Annotated in this window: 17 protein-coding genes; 11 read left to right on the top strand and 6 right to left on the bottom strand. The window is 57.0% G+C overall.

Features of this window, described 5'->3' with window-relative positions; genetic code table 11:
* The first annotated feature begins 98 nt into the window (after nt 1–98).
* The 6 genes from C5F52_RS09935 (at nt 99) to C5F52_RS09910 (ending at nt 6055) form a co-directional block, all read left to right on the top strand.
* Complete coding sequence (locus C5F52_RS09935; RefSeq protein ID WP_104798213.1) at nt 99–1142, top strand: aromatic ring-hydroxylating dioxygenase subunit alpha; 1044 nt, start codon at nt 99–101, stop codon at nt 1140–1142.
* Nucleotides 1139–2086 carry a PDR/VanB family oxidoreductase gene (locus C5F52_RS09930; protein WP_104798212.1) on the top strand — a complete coding sequence of 316 codons (948 nt, stop codon included), beginning with the start codon at nt 1139–1141 and terminating at the stop codon, nt 2084–2086. The genes C5F52_RS09935 and C5F52_RS09930 overlap by 4 nt, the downstream gene beginning before the upstream one ends.
* Nucleotides 2087–2093: 7 nt before the next feature.
* Nucleotides 2094–2852, top strand: a complete 759-nt coding sequence (locus C5F52_RS09925) for a glucose 1-dehydrogenase (protein ID WP_104798211.1) — start codon at nt 2094–2096, stop codon at nt 2850–2852.
* Complete coding sequence (locus tag C5F52_RS09920) at nt 2849–4285, top strand: NAD-dependent succinate-semialdehyde dehydrogenase (RefSeq protein ID WP_104798210.1); 1437 nt, start codon at nt 2849–2851, stop codon at nt 4283–4285. Before C5F52_RS09925 ends, C5F52_RS09920 begins: the two co-directional genes overlap by 4 nt.
* Nucleotides 4286–4310: 25 nt before the next feature.
* Nucleotides 4311–5279: a Bug family tripartite tricarboxylate transporter substrate binding protein gene (locus C5F52_RS09915; RefSeq protein WP_104798209.1), complete on the top strand. Its 969-nt coding sequence runs from the start codon at nt 4311–4313 to the stop codon at nt 5277–5279.
* A 335-nt stretch (nt 5280–5614) separates the two neighbouring features.
* Entirely contained in the window at nt 5615–6055 is a 441-nt protein-coding gene (locus tag C5F52_RS09910) for a surface-adhesin E family protein (protein ID WP_104798208.1), read from the top strand.
* Between the two features lie 11 nt (nt 6056–6066).
* On the opposite strand, the gene C5F52_RS09905 is transcribed toward C5F52_RS09910, so the two are convergent.
* Nucleotides 6067–7230, bottom strand: a complete 1164-nt coding sequence (locus tag C5F52_RS09905) for a Fic family protein (protein WP_104798207.1) — start codon at nt 7228–7230, stop codon at nt 6067–6069.
* Between the two features lie 219 nt (nt 7231–7449).
* On the opposite strand from C5F52_RS09905, the gene C5F52_RS09900 reads away from it, so the two are divergent.
* From C5F52_RS09900 to C5F52_RS09885, 4 genes are all read left to right on the top strand, one after another.
* Nucleotides 7450–9942, top strand: a complete 2493-nt coding sequence (locus C5F52_RS09900; protein ID WP_104798206.1) for a DNA internalization-related competence protein ComEC/Rec2 — start codon at nt 7450–7452, stop codon at nt 9940–9942.
* 41 nt (nt 9943–9983) lie between these two features.
* Nucleotides 9984–11429 (top strand): circularly permuted type 2 ATP-grasp protein, encoded by a 1446-nt coding sequence (locus C5F52_RS09895; protein ID WP_104798205.1) that lies wholly within the window; start codon nt 9984–9986, stop codon nt 11427–11429.
* A gap of 2 nt (nt 11430–11431) precedes the next feature.
* A complete protein-coding gene (locus C5F52_RS09890) occupies nt 11432–12415 on the top strand; it encodes an alpha-E domain-containing protein (protein WP_104798204.1) in 984 nt (327 codons plus the stop codon).
* Nucleotides 12416–12579: 164 nt separating this feature from the next.
* Nucleotides 12580–14805, top strand: a complete 2226-nt coding sequence (locus tag C5F52_RS09885; protein ID WP_104798203.1) for a tetratricopeptide repeat protein — start codon at nt 12580–12582, stop codon at nt 14803–14805.
* 124 nt (nt 14806–14929) lie between these two features.
* Here C5F52_RS09885 and rho read toward each other — a convergent pair whose 3' ends face one another.
* The gene (gene rho / locus C5F52_RS09880) at nt 14930–16192 is read right to left on the bottom strand and encodes a transcription termination factor Rho (protein WP_104798202.1); all 1263 of its coding nucleotides are present in this window, start codon (nt 16190–16192) and stop codon (nt 14930–14932) included.
* Nucleotides 16193–16391: 199 nt separating this feature from the next.
* Nucleotides 16392–16724 carry a thioredoxin TrxA gene (gene trxA / locus C5F52_RS09875; protein WP_104798201.1) on the bottom strand — a complete coding sequence of 111 codons (333 nt, stop codon included), beginning with the start codon at nt 16722–16724 and terminating at the stop codon, nt 16392–16394.
* 69 nt (nt 16725–16793) lie between these two features.
* On the opposite strand from trxA, the gene C5F52_RS09870 reads away from it, so the two are divergent.
* Entirely contained in the window at nt 16794–17447 is a 654-nt protein-coding gene (locus C5F52_RS09870; RefSeq protein WP_104798200.1) for a DsbA family oxidoreductase, read from the top strand.
* On the opposite strand, the gene C5F52_RS09865 is transcribed toward C5F52_RS09870, so the two are convergent.
* From C5F52_RS09865 to C5F52_RS09855, 3 genes are all read right to left on the bottom strand, one after another.
* Nucleotides 17444–18295 (bottom strand): formate/nitrite transporter family protein, encoded by an 852-nt coding sequence (locus C5F52_RS09865; RefSeq protein ID WP_104798199.1) that lies wholly within the window; start codon nt 18293–18295, stop codon nt 17444–17446. The two genes, C5F52_RS09870 and C5F52_RS09865, sit on opposite strands and share 4 nt — an antisense overlap.
* Nucleotides 18296–18407: 112 nt before the next feature.
* Nucleotides 18408–18758 carry a helix-turn-helix domain-containing protein gene (locus C5F52_RS09860; protein ID WP_104798198.1) on the bottom strand — a complete coding sequence of 117 codons (351 nt, stop codon included), beginning with the start codon at nt 18756–18758 and terminating at the stop codon, nt 18408–18410.
* A 19-nt stretch (nt 18759–18777) separates the two neighbouring features.
* On the bottom strand, nt 18778–19306 hold a 529-nt coding region (locus C5F52_RS09855; protein ID WP_146100062.1), incomplete at its 5' end, for an IS3 family transposase.

Raw genomic sequence — 19306 nt, 5'->3', positions numbered from 1 at the left:
TCGGTTTAATTTTTGAATTTTCATTATTAGATCGCGATTCTAGGATTGCCTCAAGTTAAGAAGCCGCCAATCGGGGTAGCTCAAAAAAGGAGACCGCTGTGTTCATCAAAAACTGTTGGTATGTCGCCGCATGGGACATTGAAGTGCCGCAAGATGGCATGCTGGCCCGCACCCTACTGAATGAGCCTGTGTTGCTATACCGGGATTCACGAAACCAGGTCGTCGCGCTGGAAAACCGCTGCTGCCATCGCTCAGCCCCTCTTCATTTGGGACGCAAGGAAGGCGACTGTGTGCGTTGCATGTATCACGGCCTCAAGTTTGATCCCAGCGGTGCCTGCGTTGAGATCCCCGGGCAGGACAAGATCCCGCCCAAAACCTGCATCAAGAGCTACCCCGTCGTAGAGCGCCATCGTTTGGTTTGGATCTGGATGGGTGATTCAGACAAAGCCAATCCGGCTGAAATCGTCGACTACCACTGGCACGACTCGCCTCAGTGGCGCATGAAGCCGGGCTATATCCACTACAAAGCCAATTACAAATTGATTGTGGACAACCTGTTGGACTTTACCCACCTGGCGTGGGTTCATCCCACGACTCTGGGGACAGACAGTGCTGCAGGCCTAAAGCCGGTTATCGAGCGCGATACGGACGGTAACGGCACGCTCACCATCACGCGTTGGTACGTGAATGATGAGATGCCCAATCTGCATAAGAAGGTCGCTCAATTTCAGGGCAAGGTGGATCGCTGGCAGATCTACCAATGGTCACCGCCAGCACTGCTTCGTATGGACGCTGGCTCTGCACCAACAGGTACGGGCGCTCCTGAGGGGACGCGCGTGCCAGAAGCATTGCAGTTCCGTCACACCTCGATTCAAACACCCGAGACCGAGAGCACCAGCCACTATTGGTTCTGTCAGGCTCGCAACTTCGAGCTCGACAACGCACAGATGACCGAGTCGATTTACCTGTCGGTCATTGAGGCTTTTGAAGAGGACCGAACGATGATTGAGGCTCAGCAAAAGATCATTGACCAGGTGCCTGAGCGCACCATGATTCCAATCGCTGCTGACAGCGGACTTAACCAAGCGCGCTGGTTGATTGACCGCCTGCTCAAGGCTGAAGCTGGATCGGACGGCGCATGATTCAGACTACCGTCTCCAAGGTCCAAGCCATCGCACGCGATGTGCTGCTGATCGAGTTGCAAGCTCCGAATGCTCAGCTTCTACCAGGCGCCGCCCCAGGTGCGCACATTGACCTGCATCTGCCAAATGGTCAGATCCGTCAGTATTCCCTGACCAATGCAGAAGGGCACCCCAAGCAATCAAGTTACCAAATTGCTGTGGCACGAGATGCCCATAGCCGTGGTGGCTCTGACTGGATTCATGACAAGCTGCGCACTGGCGCTACGCTGAACATCAGCGAACCTCGCAATCTCTTTGCACTGAACACCACCGCTCACCACAGAGTGCTCTTCATTGGCGCGGGTATAGGTATCACGCCGATTTACGCCATGGTGAAGTCAGCCAATCAAGCCTCGATGGATTGGTCTTTGATGGCCTGCGCGCGCTCAGCCAGTCGCATGGCTTTTCAGGAAGAGCTGATCACCCTAAATGCGCAGCGCGTGCGTTTTCATTTTGACCAGGAGCAAGGCGGTCCACTTGACATCAACGCGCTACTCAGCGGCGCGCCATGGGATGCGGTTTATGCCTGTGGTCCTGCTGGACTGCTAGACGCCATCGAAGCTGCCACTGCCGAATGGCCTGACAGTTCGGTGCGTATGGAACGCTTCAAAGCGCAGGCACAGGACGACTCGGGTAACACAGCATTCGAGTTGGTGCTCTTCAAAAGCGGTCAATCGATTCAAGTGGGGGTCAGCGAAACACCACTTGAAGCGCTCGAACGGATGGGTATTGAACATCCTTTTTCCTGTCGTGAAGGCCTATGCGGCACCTGCGAAGTCCAATTGGTCGAAGGCCAACCAGACCATCGCGACAACGTGCTCGATGCTGAAGAAAGAACGGCTGGTCAGCGATTTATTCCCTGCGTCTCGCGTTGCGGTGGCGGCAGGCTCGTCTTCAACTTGTGAGAACCCCATGAACCTGAATCAAAAAATTGCCATCGTGACGGGTGGTGCATCCGGATTTGGCGCAGCCACAGCGCAGCGCATGGCTGAGGCCGGCGCGCGCGTGATGGTCGCTGACCTCAATGTCGCAGGCGCACAAGCGATTGCAGACAAGATCAATGCCTCGGGTGGCCAGGCCGCCAGTGTTGCCGCTGACGTTGCAGATCGTGCTTCTTTTGAAAATATGGTGACCAGCACCTTCCAGGCTTTTGGTGGCTTGGACATCTTGGTTAACAACGCCGGTACGACGCATCGCAACAAACCCGCGCTGGAAGTCACAGAAGAAGAGTTTGATCGCGTCTACCGCGTCAATGTCAAAAGCCTTTTTTGGGCTGCCCAAGCTGTATTGCCTGGCTTTGTGAAGCAGGGCAGCGGTTGTATCGTGAACGTGGCTTCCACCACAGGTGTTCGACCCGGTCCAGGCTTGTCCTGGTACAGCGGTAGCAAGGCCGCCATGATCAACATCACCAAAGGTCTTGCGTTGGAATTCGCTAAGTCTGGCGTGCGTATCAATGCTGTCAACCCCATGATCGGTGAAACCGCCATGCTGGGCGACTTCATGGGTATGGATGACACGCCCGCTAACCGAGAGCGTTTCTTGATGCGCATTCCGTTGGGGCGTTTCACACGCCCGGCTGACGTTGCCTCAGCTGTCACGTTTTTGGCCAGCGACGAAGCGTCCTATCTGACTGGGGTGTGTTTGGACGTAGACGGGGGCCGCAATATATGAACTCTGTTACGAACTACCGAGCTCCGGGGCTGCTGATCAATGGGCAATGGCGTGCTGGTCGTCACGCCATGACCATGCCTATTGTTAACCCCGCAACGGCACAGACACTGGACCATCTTCATCTGGCGAGCAGCGATGACATTGACCAAGCACTGAATGCTGCGCAAGCTGGCTTTGATGCTTGGCGACAGGTCGCTGCACATGAGCGTTGTGCTCGCCTTGAGAAGGGCGTAGCGCGCATGCGGCAAAACACGGAAGAGATCGCAACACTACTGACTCAGGAGCAGGGTAAGCCACTGTTGGAAGCTCTCGCCGAGTGTGTGATGGCTGCAGACCTGATCAAGTGGTATGCCGAAGAAGCGCGCCGCACCTACGGTCGCATCATTCCCGCAAGACTGCCCAACAGCAGCATGCAGGTACACAAGCAAGCTGTGGGACCGGTCGCAGCGTTTGCGCCTTGGAATTTTCCGTTGGTTCTTTCAGCACGCAAGATCGGTGGTGCGCTTGCAGCAGGTTGCTCAATCATTTTGAAAGCAGCGGAAGAAACCCCGGCAAGCGTGGCTGCCATGGTTGAGTGCTTTCGTGAAGAACTGCCAGAAGGTGCATTGCAGCTGCTCTTCGGTGTGCCGGCCGAGGTGTCCGAACAACTGATCGCTTCACCTATCGTGCGCAAGGTCACGTTCACCGGTTCGGTGCCCATTGGTCGACATCTGGCTCAGTTGACGGCCAAACACCTCAAGCGCATCACGCTGGAACTTGGCGGTCACGCACCGGTCATTGTTTGTGCGGATGCTGACATCGACAAGACTGTAGCCATGATGGTTGTGCACAAATTCCGCAATGCCGGTCAGGCCTGCCTGGCTCCCACACGGTTTTATGTGGACCGTTCTATCGAAGGCCATTTCAGAGAAGCTTTTGTCAGCGCGAGTCAACGGTTGGTACTGGGCGATGGCATGGCAAACGGTACTCAGATGGGGCCCTTGGCGAATGCGCGCCGTGTTGCTGCAGTACGTGACCTGATTGGTCGTTCAGTGCAAGCAGGCGCGCAATCTCATCAGGGCAACAGTCCTGAGTCTGGTTTCTTCGTTCCCGTCACGGTGCTCACCAATGTGGCGCCTGATTCGCCAGTCATGGTCGAAGAACCCTTTGGCCCCGTAGCGACGCTTACCCCTTTTGACGGTATCGATCACGCCTTGCAGCTAGCGAATCAGTCCCCTTACGGTCTGGCTGGTTACCTGTTCACCGATTCCGCCCGTGCTATCCATCGCGTCAGCGAACGCCTAGAGGTTGGCAGTCTGGCCATTAACGGCATGGGCGTATCTGTGCCCGAAGCGCCATTTGGTGGCGTCAAGGACAGCGGCTTCGGTAGCGAATCGGGTATCGAAGGCATAGAAGCTTTCCTCGACACTAAGTTCATTCATCACTGCACCTAAAACACATCACAACGGAGACAAACCAATGAAACGCAGAAACATTTTTACCTGGGCGGCTTTGGCCACAACACTGCTGGTTAGCACATCTGCCAATGCGCAAAGTGACAAAACTTTGCGTGTACTTGTAGGCTTTCCGGCAGGCGTATCGATCGATGTGGTCACCCGCATCTTCACCGAGAAGATGAAAGACGAACTCAAGCGCCCAGTTATCGTAGACAACCGTCCTGGCGCTGGTGGTCGACTGGCTGCTGACCTGCTGAAGTCAGCTGCTCCCGATGGCAATACCGTCATGGTGACACCCATCGTCGTGCCTGTGCTCGCGCCAATGGTTTTCAGTAAATTGGGCTACAACCCAGACACCGACTTTGCGCCAGTTGGTAAGGTTTGTGATTTTTCTTTTGCATTGGCCGTGCCAGCCAATTCTCCTGCCAAAAATTTGAAAGAATATGCTGCTTGGCTTAAAGCTAATCCACAGCAGGCCAATTTTGGATCGCCTGCCGCAGGCAGTCTGCCGCATTTCTTCGGTGTCATGATCGGCTCTGCCCTGAATGTTGACATGGTGCATGTGCCATTCAATGGTGGCGCGGCCTTGCAATCCGCCGTACTCGGTGGCCATGCACCTGCAGGCATTGATGTCGTGATGGAATGGCAACAGAACGCCAAGTCTGGGAAGGTCAATGTGCTGGCTACATCTGGTGCGCAACGTAGCAAGGTCATGCCTGATGTACCCACCTTCAAAGAGCAAGGTTTCCCTGATGCTGTGGGGCAAGGGTGGTTTGCGATGTACGCACCTGCCAAAACATCTCAGTCCTCCATCGAGGAGATCAACAAAGCCTTGAACAAGGCGCTGGCAAACCCAGAAGTTCGAGAGCGTTTTGCTTCGCTGGGTCTTGAGGTCAGCGGCGGCAGTCCTGCAGACCTTCAAAAAACGATGCAAGAAGATGCGAAGCGTTGGGGCCCTGTTGTGAAGAAATCAGGGTTTAGAGCGGATTAAACGCCAAGTCCCAAATGGCTCTGAGTATTGAGCTAATTTGCTCATCGCCCCCTCTTTAACGCGGGGGCGATTGTCTGCTTGCTGGTCATACGCGGTTTAAGAATCCAGAGTCACTTTCACTACTTAACGATCAATGACTGCTTTGGGGCGGGAGACGTCATTCGACAATCGTGGTCCACTGGCAGCAATCAGCCTAAACCGGAGCAACGCCGCGCATGATTTACCAGCGGCTCGTATTCGACACTTGTGACAGCACAAGTGCTCAGCGCTTTGATTTGATCGCTCAAGTTTTCGAAGCCGCCGTCGATACCCTAGACAAGTCCATTTGATCTTTCATGCCCACCATGCGTTCACGCCGTTTCTCTGTTGTTGCCTTCGTGTTGACCAGCCTCATGGCTTGGGCTGCGCCTGCCTCGGCTGATTGGAGCGAGTTGCTGAAAGACGAAGACGTGTCTTATTACTACGACAAAGCCGCCGTCATGCCCGCCCATGTGTCGCGCTACGCCTGGGTGTTGACCGATTTGCCCAAGAACGACAAAACCCCCACGGGCGAAAGCTACAAGTCGATGATGATGCGCGTGCGCATGTATTGCAAAACAGACATGGTGGTGCGCTTGTCGGTGAGCTACTACGACAAAGCCATGGGCAAAGGCAAAGAAGTGGCGGCCGATGACCTTCAAGAGTGGCGCAACCGCGAGGCGCCCATTCGCCCCAACACCTACATGGCGGCGCTGAAGAAAGAAGTCTGTTCGGCGAACAGCAAGCCTGCGGCGTAAGGTTTAACGGGCTAAGTTTTTTCAGCACCCGTTAACGGCGCAGAAATAAAACTCTCCTGCGATAGCGCGCGTATCACGCCGCGCATCAGGTAGCTGTTGTCAAAACCCAGTGTGTATTGCCGCGCATTCGGGGCAATGGGGTGAAGCATCTTGCGCTCCACCAGTTTCTTGATTTGATAGGTTCGCTGTGCTGCGTTCATATTGGGCATCGCCAGGGTAAGGTCTGCCGCTTTGGCGACGCCAGATTTCACGGTAGACAGCAGCACCGCTTCTTCTTGTGCCGAAATCAAGGTTCGGCTTCGTGCGTGGGTGATGGCAGGTGCCAAAATTTTGCTTTTCAGGTAGTCATATTGCGTGAGTTGGTCCACCTTCTTCAGCTCTGACAGTACGCCTTGAAGCACGTACAAACACCATTGTTCGAGGTTGGTGGCCTGACCAACATCGGCGCAGGCCAGCATGGCGTAGTACTGGTCGCGGTCACTGCAAAACACAGCAGTTGGGTTTAACACGCGGCCACCTGCCTTGACGTTGAATCCGTACTTGATCATCAGCGCATAGGTCAGCAAGCGAACGACACGTCCATTCCCGTTTCCAAAGGGGTGTATCCAGCCAAAACGATGGTGTGCCAGTGCAACTTTGATCAGGTCGTACTTTGGGGGATCAGGCTGATTGATGAAGGCAACCAACTCTTGCATGTAACCCCCGACGAGCAGACCATCGGGCGGTAAATGTTCTGATTGGGCAATTTGCACCTGTCCCACGCGGTAGGCACCGTGCGTTGCATCGCCTTCGCGCACGAGCTTGCGAACAGCCATCGCATGTAGTTCGCGAATGAAATGCTCGGAGATGTCGTTGCCCGGTTGCATCGCCGTTTCAATGTAGGTCATGGCCTCTTCAATGTTGGCGATCTCTGACAGTTGATCACCTGCGGAGGCAGTGCCTTCGAGTGAACGTTCGACATAGTCGGCAAGCGTGGTGTGATTGCCCTCAATACGGGCGGAACCCAAGCTTTCCAACATGTGGAACACACGTTTGAGCTGAAAGAACACCGGCGCCGGTGTCGTGCCCGCCAGCTGCAGCCGCCGCAGGTGCTCCAACTCTGTCAGCACATCGACTAGTGGGGAGTCAAAAGCGGGGTTGAGCAGAGCTAGGTTGAAGTGATGAAATGTAGCCATACAAATGATTTATCTGTAATTTATCTTTTAGTTTTCTAGACTTTACTTTGAAAAGTTGTTTATTGACAAGTGCTTACGACGAAAAATATTTTTAGCTATCTATAAAGTTCGTCTAAGGTTTCTGTATTTTTTCGACAGCTCATCTTTGTGAGCGCGGCTTTTTTTTCGTACGCGGGTACGCCACTAAATTGCCTGATCCTCACCAACTTTGGGTCTTGCATGCACCGTTCTTTGAGTCGCGTCACGCCTTGGTGCTTGGGTTGGTTGGTAGGCACGGGTTTGCAATTGCAAGAAGTCACGTTGTGGCCGGTTTGGGCGTATGCCGGTTTAGGCGCTGTGGCCATGTGCGTTTTGGTGTGGGGGCTGGCACTTCGTCAGCCTATTTTTTCAAGCGCATGGACAGAGGGTTCGTCAACGTCGCACGCTTGGCGCGGCGTTGGCCACGCCGTCAGCTGGGCATTGCTGGCGCTCACGCTTGCCTTTGCGCAAACCGGGTGGCGCGCCCATCACTATTTAGAAAGCCGCTTGAACCCCGAGCTAGAAGGTCGCTCGATTCAGCTGGAGGGCGTAGTGGCCAGTTTGCCGCAACGCACCGAGGACAGTGTGCGGTTTCGGTTGGAAGTGCAAGCCACGCCTGCAGCATTACCGCGTTTCCTCTGGTTGGGCTGGTACGGCGGGCGCACATGGGGGCAGGGCGCTGCCGCTCAGGCCGAGCCGCCGCCCGATGTGAAGGCAGGCGACCGCTGGCGCTTGACGGTGCGGCTCAAAGCGCCGCATGGGCACATCAACCCACACGGGTTTGACCATGAGTTGTGGCTGTGGGAACAGGGTTTGCAGGCCACGGGGTATGTGCGTCACGGTGCCAAGGATGTGCCGCCTGAGTGGCTGGGGTCGAGTTGGCAATACCCTGTGGCGCGGCTGCGTCAGGCGGCGCGTGCCTTGGTGGACGCCCAAGTGCAAGACCGCGCCATGGCGGGCGTGGTGTCGGCCTTGCTGCTGGGTGACCAAGCGGCCATTGAGCGCGCCGATTGGGATGTGTTCAGGGCCACAGGCGTGGCGCACTTGATGGCGATTTCGGGCTTGCACATCACCGGCATGGCGTGGTTGGCGGCGGCGGGCATGGGGTGGCTGTGGCGGCGCAGCGATGCGTGGTCGCCGCGCAGGCCTTGGAGTTTGTGGCTGCCAGCGCCCCACGCGGCCCAGTTGTGTGGCGTGGTGGTTGCGCTCTTGTACGCCGTGTTCACCGGTTGGGGCGTGCCCGCGCAGCGCACGGTGTGGATGCTGCTCACGGTGGCGCTGTTGCGTTGGCAGGGTCTGCGCTGGCCTTGGCCGACTGTGTGGTTGCTGGTGTGCGCGGTGGTGCTGGCGCTGGACCCGTGGGCGTTGTTGCAGGCGGGGTTTTGGCTGAGCTTTGTGGCGGTGGGTATTTTGTTTGCCTCAGGTAGCTCAGACGTGCCTACGCGTTTTACGGAGGGTGATTTACCTGCGTCCGTTCGCGGGCACTTGCTGCGTGCCAGGCATGCCGCGCAGCGTATGGGGCGCGAGCAGTGGCTGATGAGTGTGTGTTTGGCGCCCTTGTGTGTGCTGCTGTTTCACCAAGTGTCGGTGGTGGGTTTGTTGGCCAATCTGTTGGCCGTGCCTTGGGTGACCTTGGTGGTCACGCCGCTGTGTGTGCTGGGCTTGGTGTTTGCACCGGCTTGGGGGTTGGCGGCTGAGGCTTTGCAGGTGCTGCGCTGGCTGTTGGGGCAGATGGCGAGCGTGTCTTGGGCGCAATGGTCGGCACCCGCTGCGCCCATGTGGGCGGGCTCGGCTGCTTTGTTGGGCATGGGTCTGTGGGCGTTGCGTGTGCCGCTTTGGATGCGGCTGCTCGGCTTGGCCTTGGTCATGCCTGTGTTGAGCTGGCAAATGCCGCGTCCTGCGCACGGCACGTTTGAGTTGGTCGCGGCCGACATGGGGCAGGGCCACGCGGTGCTGCTGCGCACCGCGACGCACGCGCTGTTGTACGACACCGGCCCGCGCTACTCCGCCGAGACCGATGCGGGCCAACGGGTGTTGGTGCCCTTGCTGCGCGCGTGGGGCGAGCGGCTAGACCGCGTGGTGATCAGCCATCAAGACAGCGACCACAGCGGCGGCGCGCCTGCCGTGTTGGCCATGCAGCCCCAAGCCGATGTGCTGACCTCCATGCCTGCCACGCACCCGATGCAGCAACTGCGGGCGATGCAGCGTTGCGAACGCGGGCAAGCTTGGGTGTGGGACGGCGTGCAGTTTGAGGTGCTGCACCCCAGCGCCCAAGACTACGAGCGCAAGCTCAAGCCCAACGCGCTGAGCTGCGTATTGCGAGTCAGCGCCACAAGCCCTGTGGCATCCGCTTTGTTGGTGGGCGACATCGAAGCCCCGCAAGAGCAGAGCTTGGTGCAAAGCGGTCAAAGCTTGCAAGCCAATTGGTTGCTGGTGCCGCACCACGGCAGCGCCACGTCGTCGACCACGGCGTTTTTAGAGGCGGTGCAGCCCCAAGTGGCGGTGGTGCAGGCGGGTTACCGCAACCGTTTTGGTCACCCGCGCGCCGATGTGCTGGCGCGTTACGCCCCATTGGGGGTGCAAGTTGTGCAGAGTCCCCGTTGTGGTGCGTCTCGGTGGCGCAGCGATCAACCCAAGTTGGTGCATTGCGAGCGTGACAAGCAACATCGTTATTGGTTTCATCAAGTTCCGTAGCATGGCACTTAATTTGCTAAGGTAGTAGCAGGAGTTCCCACATGCACAAGTTTGATGAAATGTATGCCCAGCTGCCGTATATCGACAGCGCGGTTCGCCCCCATTACCGGAACTACTTGGACTGGCTCAAGCGCCAAGATCCACAGACCATGCGCGACAGGCGCGAAGAGGCGGAGATGATTTTTCGTCGCGTCGGCATCACCTTTGCGGTGTATGGCGACAAAGACGAAGATGGCTCAGGCACCGAACGCCTGATTCCGTTTGACCTGATTCCCCGCATCATTCCCGCGCACGAGTGGAAAGACATGCAAAAGGGCTTGGTGCAACGCGTCACTGCGCTGAACCGCTTCATCCACGACGTCTACCACGACCAAGAGATTTTGAAGGCAGGCCTCATCCCGTCGGAGCAGGTGCTGAACAACGCCCAGTTCCGCCCCGAGATGATGGGGGTGGATGTGCCCAATGGCGTGTACTCGCACATCAGCGGGGTCGACATTGTGCGAGCGCCCAACGCTGCGGGCGAGGGCGAGTACTACGTGCTCGAAGACAACCTGCGCGTGCCCAGCGGCGTGAGTTACATGCTGGAAGACCGCAAGATGATGATGCGTCTCTTCCCTGAGTTGTTCAGCCAACACCGCGTGGCCCCCGTCGCGCATTACCCCGATTTGTTGCTGGAAACCTTGCGTGCCAGCGGCCCGTCGACCACCGACAACCCCACCGTGGTGGTGTTGACGCCCGGCATGTACAACAGCGCCTACTTCGAGCACGCCTTCTTGGCGCAGCAAATGGGCGTGGAGTTGGTCGAAGGCCAAGACCTGTTTGTGAAAGACAGCTTTCTCTACATGCGCACCACCCGCGGCCCCAAGCGCGTGGACGTGATTTACCGCCGCGTGGACGATGACTTTTTGGACCCCAAGGTGTTCCGTTCTACCTCCACGCTCGGTTGCGCAGGCTTGATGGATGTGTACCGCGCCGGCCATGTGAGCATTTGCAACGCCGTGGGAACGGGCATTGCCGACGACAAGTCGATCTACCCCTACGTGCCGCAAATGATTGAGTTTTACTTGGGCGAAAAGCCCATTCTCAACAACGTGCCCACCTTCCAGTGCCGCAAAAAAGACGACTTGGCCTACACCTTGGCCAACTTGGAAAAGCTGGTGGTCAAAGAAGTGCACGGCGCAGGCGGCTACGGCATGTTGGTGGGGCCTGCTGCGACCAAGGCGGAGATTGAAGAGTTCCGCCAAGTGCTGATCGCCAAGCCCGATGGCTACATCTCGCAGCCCACGCTGAGCTTGTCGAGCAGCCCGACCTACGTGGAGAGCGGCATTGCGCCACGCCACATCGACTTGCGCCCGTTCGTGCTGAGCGGCAAGAGCGTGCAAATGGTGCCCGGCGGCTTGACCCGCGTGGCATTGAAAGAAGGCTCACTCGTGGTGAACAGCAGCCAAGGCGGCGGCACCAAAGACACATGGATTCTTGAGGTTTAACTATGCTGAGCCGTACCGCTGACCACTTATTTTGGATGTCCCGCTACACCGAGCGGGCCGAAAACACCGCACGCCTGCTGGACGTGAACTACCAAACTTCGCTGCTGCCGCAGTCTGCCGAGGTGGCCCAAATGGGTTGGCAAGGCTTGCTGTCGATCAGCGAGTTGCTGCCGTCTTACCAAGCCCGCCATGGCGACATCACCCCGCAGCGTGTGATGGAGTTCATGGTGAAGGACGAGAACAACCCGTCTTCCATCATCTCGTGCCTGCGTGCCGCCCGCGAAAACGCGCGTGCTGTGCGTGGCAGCCTCACCACCGAAGTGTGGGAAACGCAAAACCAAACGTGGCTGGAGTTGAACCGCATGCTCAAAGGCGGCGAGTTTGAGCGCGACCCGGGGCAGTTCTTTGAGTGGGTGAAGTTTCGCTCGCACCTGTCACGCGGCGTGACCGTGGGCACCATGCTGATGGACGAGGCCTTGCACTTCATGCGCTTGGGCACTTTTCTTGAACGCGCCGACAACACCGCCCGTTTGGTGGATGTGAAGTTTCATGCGGTGGCGCATGACTTCTTTGGGCAAAGTCAAAGCCAAATTTCAGGCGAAGCTCAGACACAAGTCAAAGAGCAAGACCACGACTTCTACCACTGGAGCGCGATTTTGCGCAGCGTCTCGGGCTTTGAGATTTACCGCAAGGTGTACCGCGATGTGATTCACCCCGAGCGCGTGGCTGAGTTGCTGATCTTGCGTGCCGACATGCCGCGCTCGTTGCATGCCTGTTTGAACGAGGTGGTCAACAACATCGCCATGGTGTCCGACGACCGTGCCATTGACAGCTACCGCCGCGCGGGCAAACTGCGCGCCGAAATGGAGTTTGGCCGCATCGAAGAAATCTTGGCCAATGGTTTGCACGCCTACCTCACGCAGTTCTTGGACCGCGTGAACGAGATTGGCGCGAGCATCAGCCGCGAGTTTTTGGTGCCTAACTGACGGTTTGCTGCGGCGTCTTGCTTTGACGCGCAACGCCTCGCACACCATCTCGCTTTTTTGAGGTGTGACGCGAGGCGTTTTAACTGGTTAACTTGCTTAAAAGCATTAACTTTTCTCGGACAATCAAGGTCATTGTTTTGACGTGATGAGAAGAGGACAAGTTCATGCAACCGCTCAACCCCGAGTTAACCGACAACGCCCAAGCCTTGCCCGTGGCGGCCAGCGCCTACAACGAAGGCAATGCGCACTTTCGTGCCGGACGCTGGGCGCAAGCGGCGGCGTGCTACGAGCATGCGTTGATAGACAACCCGCAGTTGGAGTTGGCGGCCTTGCAATTGGCGCGTTGTTGCGTCAACGTGGGCGATGGCGTTGCGGCACGGCAAACCTTCACGCAGTTGCTCAAAGCGTTCCCTAACAACTACAGCGCTTGGTTGGAGGCTGGCCATTTGTGCCGTCAACAGGGCGTGCCGCAGCAAGCGGTGGCCAGCTATCAGAAGGCGGTACAGGTGGCCCCAGAGCGCTTTGAGGCACGCTTGGGGCTGGCCCGTGTGTTGGAAGATTTGGGTGAGTTTGAGGCCGCGGCAGCGGCTTACCACCACGCACTCAACGCAGCGGGTGCGGAGAAGAACCGCACGGTGCATTGGCGCATGGCCAAGTACCGGCTTGAGCGCGGTGATGCAGCGCGGGCCTTAGAAGCGATGCGCCAAGCCTTGCTGATCTTGCGCATCAGCAACGAAACGCTGGACGACAACGAACGCGCCGAAATGCAAATGGACTTGGCTGACATCTGCATGCGCTTGGGCATGACAGCGGATGGGCACCGTGCGTTTGAGCGCGCGAGCGTGGCCACGTCTGAGCCCACCTTGGTGCGTTTGGCCGATTTGTCGTTCCGTTACAACCTGTGGCAAGAAGCCCAGTCGGTCTTGCGTCGCAATGTGGAGTTGCACCCCGACAGCGACACGGCACATTGGAACTTGGCCCACTCTTTGGCCGAGAGCTGGAACATGCAAGAAGCCCTAGAGGTGCTGGCGCGTGCTGAGGCGATTGCGCCGCAGTCAGGGGCCAAGTCGATGCGTGCCAGCGTGGCAGGGCGCTCGGGCGACGCCGACACGGCCTTGCAGCTCTACAAAGCCTTGGCCGACGAAGAGGGGTCGGGCTCCAAAATGCATTCGAGTGCGGCCATGAGTTCGCTCTACAGCGATAAGTTGTCGGCGCAAGAGGTGGCCGATTTGCACCGCACGATGTTCGCGCATTTGGGGCATAACGCCCGCGCTGTCAGCAGCTTTAAGAACGACCGATCACCCAAGCGCAAGCTGCGTTTGGGCTTGGTGTCGGCTGACTTTCACCACCAACATCCAGTCAACATCTTCATGCAGCCCGTGCTGGCGCGCTTGGACCCCAAAGCGTTCGATGTGACGATGTATTTCACGGGTGTCTCGCACGACGAGCAAACCCAGTTGGCCAAGCGCCGCGTGGCGCGTTGGGTGGAGGTGACAAATTGGAGCGATGCGCAATTGGCGCGTCGCATCGAAGAAGACAGCATCGACATTTTGTTGGACTTGTCTGGCCACACCAGCATGCAGCGCATGGCGGTGTTTGGCCAGCGCGCCGCGCCGGTGCAGGCCACGTTCTTGGGCTACCCCGCTTCAACAGGTGTGCCCAACATCGACTGGTTGGTGGCCGATGCCGTAGTGGCGCCCAAAGGCAGCGAAGGCTTGTTCAGCGAAAAGCTGGCACGTCTGCCCCACAGCGTGTTTTGCTTTGCGCCCGAGGCGGATTACCCGTACCCCAGTTACACGCAAGCGCATGCCACGCGGCCGCTGACCTTTGGTTCGTTCAACAACGTGCCCAAGCTCACGCCGCACACGGTCAAGCTGTGGGCTGCGGTGTTGCACGAAGTGCCAGACTCACGTTTACTGCTGAAGGCGCCAAGCTTTAAAGACGAGGGGGCGGTGGCCGTATTTGCCCAGCGCTTTGAGGCCGAGGGCATTGCGCGTGAGCGCCTAGAGTTCCGTGGACCCGTGGGGCTGAGCGACATGATGGCCGAGTATGCCGATGTGGACATTGCACTCGACCCCGTGCCCTACAACGGCGGCACCACCACCTTGCAAGCGTTATGGATGGGCGTGCCCGTGGTGGTCAAAGCGGGCGGTAACTTTGTGTCTCGTATGGGCGCGAGTTTCATGAGTGCCGCCGGTTTGCCGGCGTGGGTGGCCAAATCAGATGCGGACTATGTGCGCATTGCCGCGTCGATGGCCAAAGACCGTCAAGCTTTGCTGTTGCTCAAACAAGGTTTACGCGAACGCTTGCAGGCTTTGCCTGCGTGGGATGTGGACCAATACACTCGGGACTTTGAGAAAGCGCTGCGCAAGATGTGGACGGCGGCTTAAAGCCAAGACATGAAGCAAACGCGGCGTTCATTCGGTTGAACGTGGCGGATGCAGAGATGCTCAACAAAGAAAAGGGCGTATGCAGTGACTGCATACGCCCTTTGTCTTCATCGCTTGAGAGGCTTTAGCCGCCGCGACGCATCAAGTCGAAGAAGTCCACATTGGACTTGGTGGCCTTCATGTTCTTGAGCATCAACTCCATCGATTCGATCTCGTCCATGTTGTACATGAACTGGCGCAAGATGCGGGTCTTTTGCAAGATCTCGGGTGGCAACAGCAGCTCTTCGCGGCGTGTACCGCTGCGGTTGAGTTGAATGGCTGGGAACACGCGCTTTTCGTACAAGCGGCGGTCGAGGTGAATTTCGCAGTTACCGGTGCCTTTGAATTCTTCAAAGATCACTTCGTCCATGCGGCTGCCGGTGTCGACCAATGCGGTGGCGATGATGGTGAGTGAGCCACCTTCTTCCACTTTGCGGGCCGCACCAAAGAAGCGCTTGGGGCGTTGCAAGGCGTTGGAGTCCACACCGCCAGACAGCACTTTGCCGGATGAAGGAACCACGTTGTTGTAAGCGCGGGCGAGGCGGGTGATGGAGTCGAGCAAGATGACCACATCTTTTTTCAGTTCCACCAAACGCTTGGCGCGTTCAATCACCATTTCGGCCACGTGCACGTGACGTGCCGCGGGTTCGTCGAAGGTGGAGGCAATCACTTCGGCTTTGACCGAGCGTTGCATTTCAGTCACTTCTTCGGGGCGCTCGTCCACCAGCAACACCATCATGTGGGCGTCGGGGTAGTTGGCCGCGATGGCGTGGGCAATGTGCTGCATCATCACGGTCTTACCGCTCTTGGGTGGAGCGACGACCAAGGCGCGTTGGCCTTTGCCAATGGGCGCAATGATGTCGATGATGCGGCCGGTGATGTTTTCTTCACCCTTGATGTCGCGTTCCAGCTTCATCTGTTCGCGTGGAAACAGTGGGGTCAAGTTTTCGAACATGACCTTGTGCTTGTTGTTCTCAGGCAGGTCGTCGTTGACCTTGTCGAGCTTGGTCAAGGCAAAGTAGCGCTCGCCGTCTTTGGGGATGCGCACTTCGCCTTCGATCATGTCGCCGGTGTGCAGGTTGAAGCGGCGCACTTGGCTGGGGCTGATGTAGATGTCGTCTGTCGAGGCGGTGTAGCTGGTGTCGGGGCTACGCAAGAAGCCAAAACCGTCGGGCAAGATTTCGAGCACGCCATCGGCAAACACCTGCTCACCCGCGCGAGCGCGTTTTTTGATGATGGCAAACATCAGCTCTTGCTTGCGCATGCGGCCTGTGTTTTCGATTTCGAGTTCTTCGGCTTGTTTCAGCACTTCAGACACATGCAGTGCCTTGAGTTCGTTCAGATGCATCTTGGGACTCCAGTAAGGGAGTTCGTTAAAAAATTGGGGGGAGGTCGTGTGCGAGGCGTAAGGTGCCTCTAAGACCAGAATTCAAGCCCAGTGTGGGAACCAACAGCCTCATGGGCAGTTGGCGAATTCAGATTTGATTATGACAGGAAAAAAGCCCGCTGATTTCGCAATCAGCGGGCTTGTGTGGTGTGGCTAGAAATTAAGCCAGTTGTTGGTCAATGAAAGCGGTCAATTGCGCCTTGCTCATGGCGCCCACTTTGGTGGCTGCCAATTGGCCGCCTTTGAACAACATCAGTGTTGGAATGCCGCGAATGCCAAATTTGGCAGGGATGTCGCGGTTTTCGTCCACGTTCATCTTGGCGATTTGCAATTTGCCTTCGTAGGCGGTAGACACTTCGTCCAAGATGGGGGCAATCATCTTGCAAGGACCGCACCATTCGGCCCAGTAGTCCACGAGTACGGGCTTATCCGCTTGCAGAACGTCTGCCTCGAAGGTAGTGTCAGTAATGTGTTTGATCAGATCGCTTGCCATGGTGTGGGTCCTCTGTGAATTGGCTATACAGCTACAGTTGGGGCATTGTGGCAGAAACCAAGTACACCTATGAAAACTCTCACTATTGATGTTGTCTCCGATGTTGTGTGTCCATGGTGCTATGTGGGCAAGCGCCGCCTAGAAGGCGCCTTGGCACTTTGGGCGGCTGAGCATCCCGACATCACGCCACACGTGCGTTGGCACACGTTTCAACTCAACCCCGACATGCCGCAAGAGGGCATCGAGCGCGTCGAATACGTGCGCACCAAGTTTGGTGACCGTGCGGACAGCATTTACGAGCGCGTTGCAGGCGTGGGCAAAGAACTGGGCATTGACTTCGCGTTTGACCGCATCGCCCGTCAACCCAACACCGTGGTTGCTCACAGTTTGATTGCCATGGCCGAGCCTGGTGAGGCGCAAGACCGCATGGTCGAGGCCTTGTTCAAAGGCTATTTTTTAGAAGGCAAAGACCTGACGGATGCCATTCAGTTGATGGAAATCGCGGTCACGGCTGGCATGACGCCTGAGTTGGCCAAGCAAACGCTCGAAGACGCTGAGTTGCACACCCAAACCTTGGACAGCGACCAAGCGGCCCGTGAAATGGGCATCACCGGCGTGCCGTTTTTCATCTTCAATCGCCAAGTGGGTTTGTCGGGCGCGCATGAAAGCAAGACCTTGGTGCAAGCCATGTTGGAGGCAACGAACGCTGCCGCTGGCGATTAATCTTTTTTGACCCGTGGTGTGGTCGCAGGCTGAGTGACGGCCGCCACACGGTAAATGAGGTGGTAGACCAAGCCCACAAACACGCTGCCACCCACGAGATTGCCCAAAATCACGGGCATCAAGTTGCCAAACATGCCGCTCACGCTGAGTGCGTTGCCCGCCGTAGCGGGTTCAAAGTATTGAATGATGAGTGCAAGTTGCATCACATACATGTTGGCAATGCTGTGCTCAAACCCTGCGGCAACAAAGGCGGTGATGGGAAAAACAATCGCCACCACTTTGTCCACCACGCTGCGGCCCGCCATGGCCATCCATACCGCCATGCACACCAGCACGTTGCACAACACGCCACGGAAAAATGCCTCAACCCAGACTAAGTTTTGTTTGGCCAGTGCAATTTTCATCACCGTGACGCCAATGGCACCGCCATTCGCATGTGTATGGCCGCTCAGGTACACCAGCAGCGCCAAACCTGTGGCGCCCACAAAGTTGGCCACGCAGACATAGACCCAGTTGCGCAGCACCTCGCGCGTGGTGACTTGGCCATCGGCCCACGCCATGACCAATAAGTTGTTGCCCGTGAACAACTCGGCCCCCGCAATCACCACCAAGATCAGCCCCAGGCAAAACACAAGGCCACCCAAAACCTGGCTAACGGCAAAACTCAGAGTGGCATCTGACTTGACGATGACAAAAAATAAACCACCTAAGCCAATGAATGCCCCCGCCAGCAGACCCAGCATGACCAAGGGCAGCGTCGCCATATGCGCTTTGGCCACGCCCACGATTTTGATTTTCGCGGCGATTTCTGCAGGAGCGTAGGCGTCAGAGCCAAACAGTTCGGCCATAGGTGGTGGGGTGGGGGGATGGTTGGTTGGCTTGATGATTCGTCACAAGTCTACGAGATTCATGAGACGCGTGAGGCCTCCATACCGCCTGAGGGATTTGAATCTTGTTGTGTCATCCAGCGCCACTGTTAAAAACAAATCGTGCGGGCGTGAAACTATTGATTTCTGTTGGCGGATCGAATCGACGCAAAAAATAGCCGCAGCGCTTGATGTTGCGAATCGGGAGATGTTCGTTGTTGATTTTTTTCCGTAAGCGATGGATGTAGACCTCTACGGCGCTGGCGTTTAGTTCAACCTTGTTCGGATCCATCTCGTCAATGAAGTCTGTTTTAGAAATTATTTGACCTACCCTGCGAAGCAAGATATCTAGGACCTGCGCCTCTCTTTTCGTGAGTTCTACTTCTTTACCGGTAATCCAGACTCGTTTTGTTTCATGGCTAAAGCTCAATGAATCGCCCCGCATTTCGAGGAGGCCAGTTGGTTTAAGTTAACACTTCGGTGTTGGCCTTCTCAGCGAGTTGCCGATAGTAGTTGGCCTCAGCCTCGGCAGGTGGAATATACCCAATCGACTCCAGCAGTCGGTGGTGGTTGAACCATGACACCCATTCAAGGGTTGCCAATTCCACAGACTCCTTCGTTTTCCAAGGCGCACGGCGGTGAATCAATTCGGCCTTGTACAACCCGTTAATCGTTTCGGCCAACGCGTTGTCATAGCTGTCACCACGACTCCCCACCGAGGGTTCTATGCCCGCTTGCGCTAGACGCTCGGTGTACAAGATGGAGACGTATTGCGACCCCCTATCCGAATGGTGAATCAATGCATCTGAGCGCTCGGGCTGACGGTCGTACAGGGCTTGCTCCAACGCATCCAACACGAAATCCGTGCGCATGGAGCTGCTCACACGCCAACCCACGATACGGCGGGCAAACACATCAATCACGAACGCCACGTACAACCAGCCCTGCCAAGTTGAGACGTAGGTGAAGTCCGACACCCACAACTGGTTGGGG

The sequence above is a fragment of the Limnohabitans sp. TS-CS-82 genome, assembly GCF_002943475.1.
This window is presented reverse-complemented; position numbering and strand designations above follow the sequence as displayed.

Bases quoted from the DNA above. Each gene is read 5' to 3' on its own strand.
- C5F52_RS09930 (WP_104798212.1), top strand. From the start codon at position 1,139: ATGATTCAGACTACCGTCTCCAAGGTCCAAGCCATCGCACGCGATGTG.
- C5F52_RS09925 (WP_104798211.1), top strand. From the start codon at position 2,094: ATGAACCTGAATCAAAAAATTGCCATCGTGACGGGTGGTGCATCCGGA.
- C5F52_RS09920 (WP_104798210.1), top strand. From the start codon at position 2,849: ATGAACTCTGTTACGAACTACCGAGCTCCGGGGCTGCTGATCAATGGG.
- C5F52_RS09915 (WP_104798209.1), top strand. From the start codon at position 4,311: ATGAAACGCAGAAACATTTTTACCTGGGCGGCTTTGGCCACAACACTG.
- C5F52_RS09910 (WP_104798208.1), top strand. From the start codon at position 5,615: ATGCCCACCATGCGTTCACGCCGTTTCTCTGTTGTTGCCTTCGTGTTG.
- C5F52_RS09905 (WP_104798207.1), bottom strand. From the start codon at position 7,230: ATGGCTACATTTCATCACTTCAACCTAGCTCTGCTCAACCCCGCTTTT.
- C5F52_RS09900 (WP_104798206.1), top strand. From the start codon at position 7,450: ATGCACCGTTCTTTGAGTCGCGTCACGCCTTGGTGCTTGGGTTGGTTG.
- C5F52_RS09895 (WP_104798205.1), top strand. From the start codon at position 9,984: ATGCACAAGTTTGATGAAATGTATGCCCAGCTGCCGTATATCGACAGC.
- C5F52_RS09890 (WP_104798204.1), top strand. From the start codon at position 11,432: ATGCTGAGCCGTACCGCTGACCACTTATTTTGGATGTCCCGCTACACC.
- C5F52_RS09885 (WP_104798203.1), top strand. From the start codon at position 12,580: ATGCAACCGCTCAACCCCGAGTTAACCGACAACGCCCAAGCCTTGCCC.
- rho (WP_104798202.1), bottom strand. From the start codon at position 16,192: ATGCATCTGAACGAACTCAAGGCACTGCATGTGTCTGAAGTGCTGAAA.
- trxA (WP_104798201.1), bottom strand. From the start codon at position 16,724: ATGGCAAGCGATCTGATCAAACACATTACTGACACTACCTTCGAGGCA.
- C5F52_RS09870 (WP_104798200.1), top strand. From the start codon at position 16,794: ATGAAAACTCTCACTATTGATGTTGTCTCCGATGTTGTGTGTCCATGG.
- C5F52_RS09865 (WP_104798199.1), bottom strand. From the start codon at position 18,295: ATGGCCGAACTGTTTGGCTCTGACGCCTACGCTCCTGCAGAAATCGCC.
- C5F52_RS09860 (WP_104798198.1), bottom strand. From the start codon at position 18,758: ATGCGGGGCGATTCATTGAGCTTTAGCCATGAAACAAAACGAGTCTGG.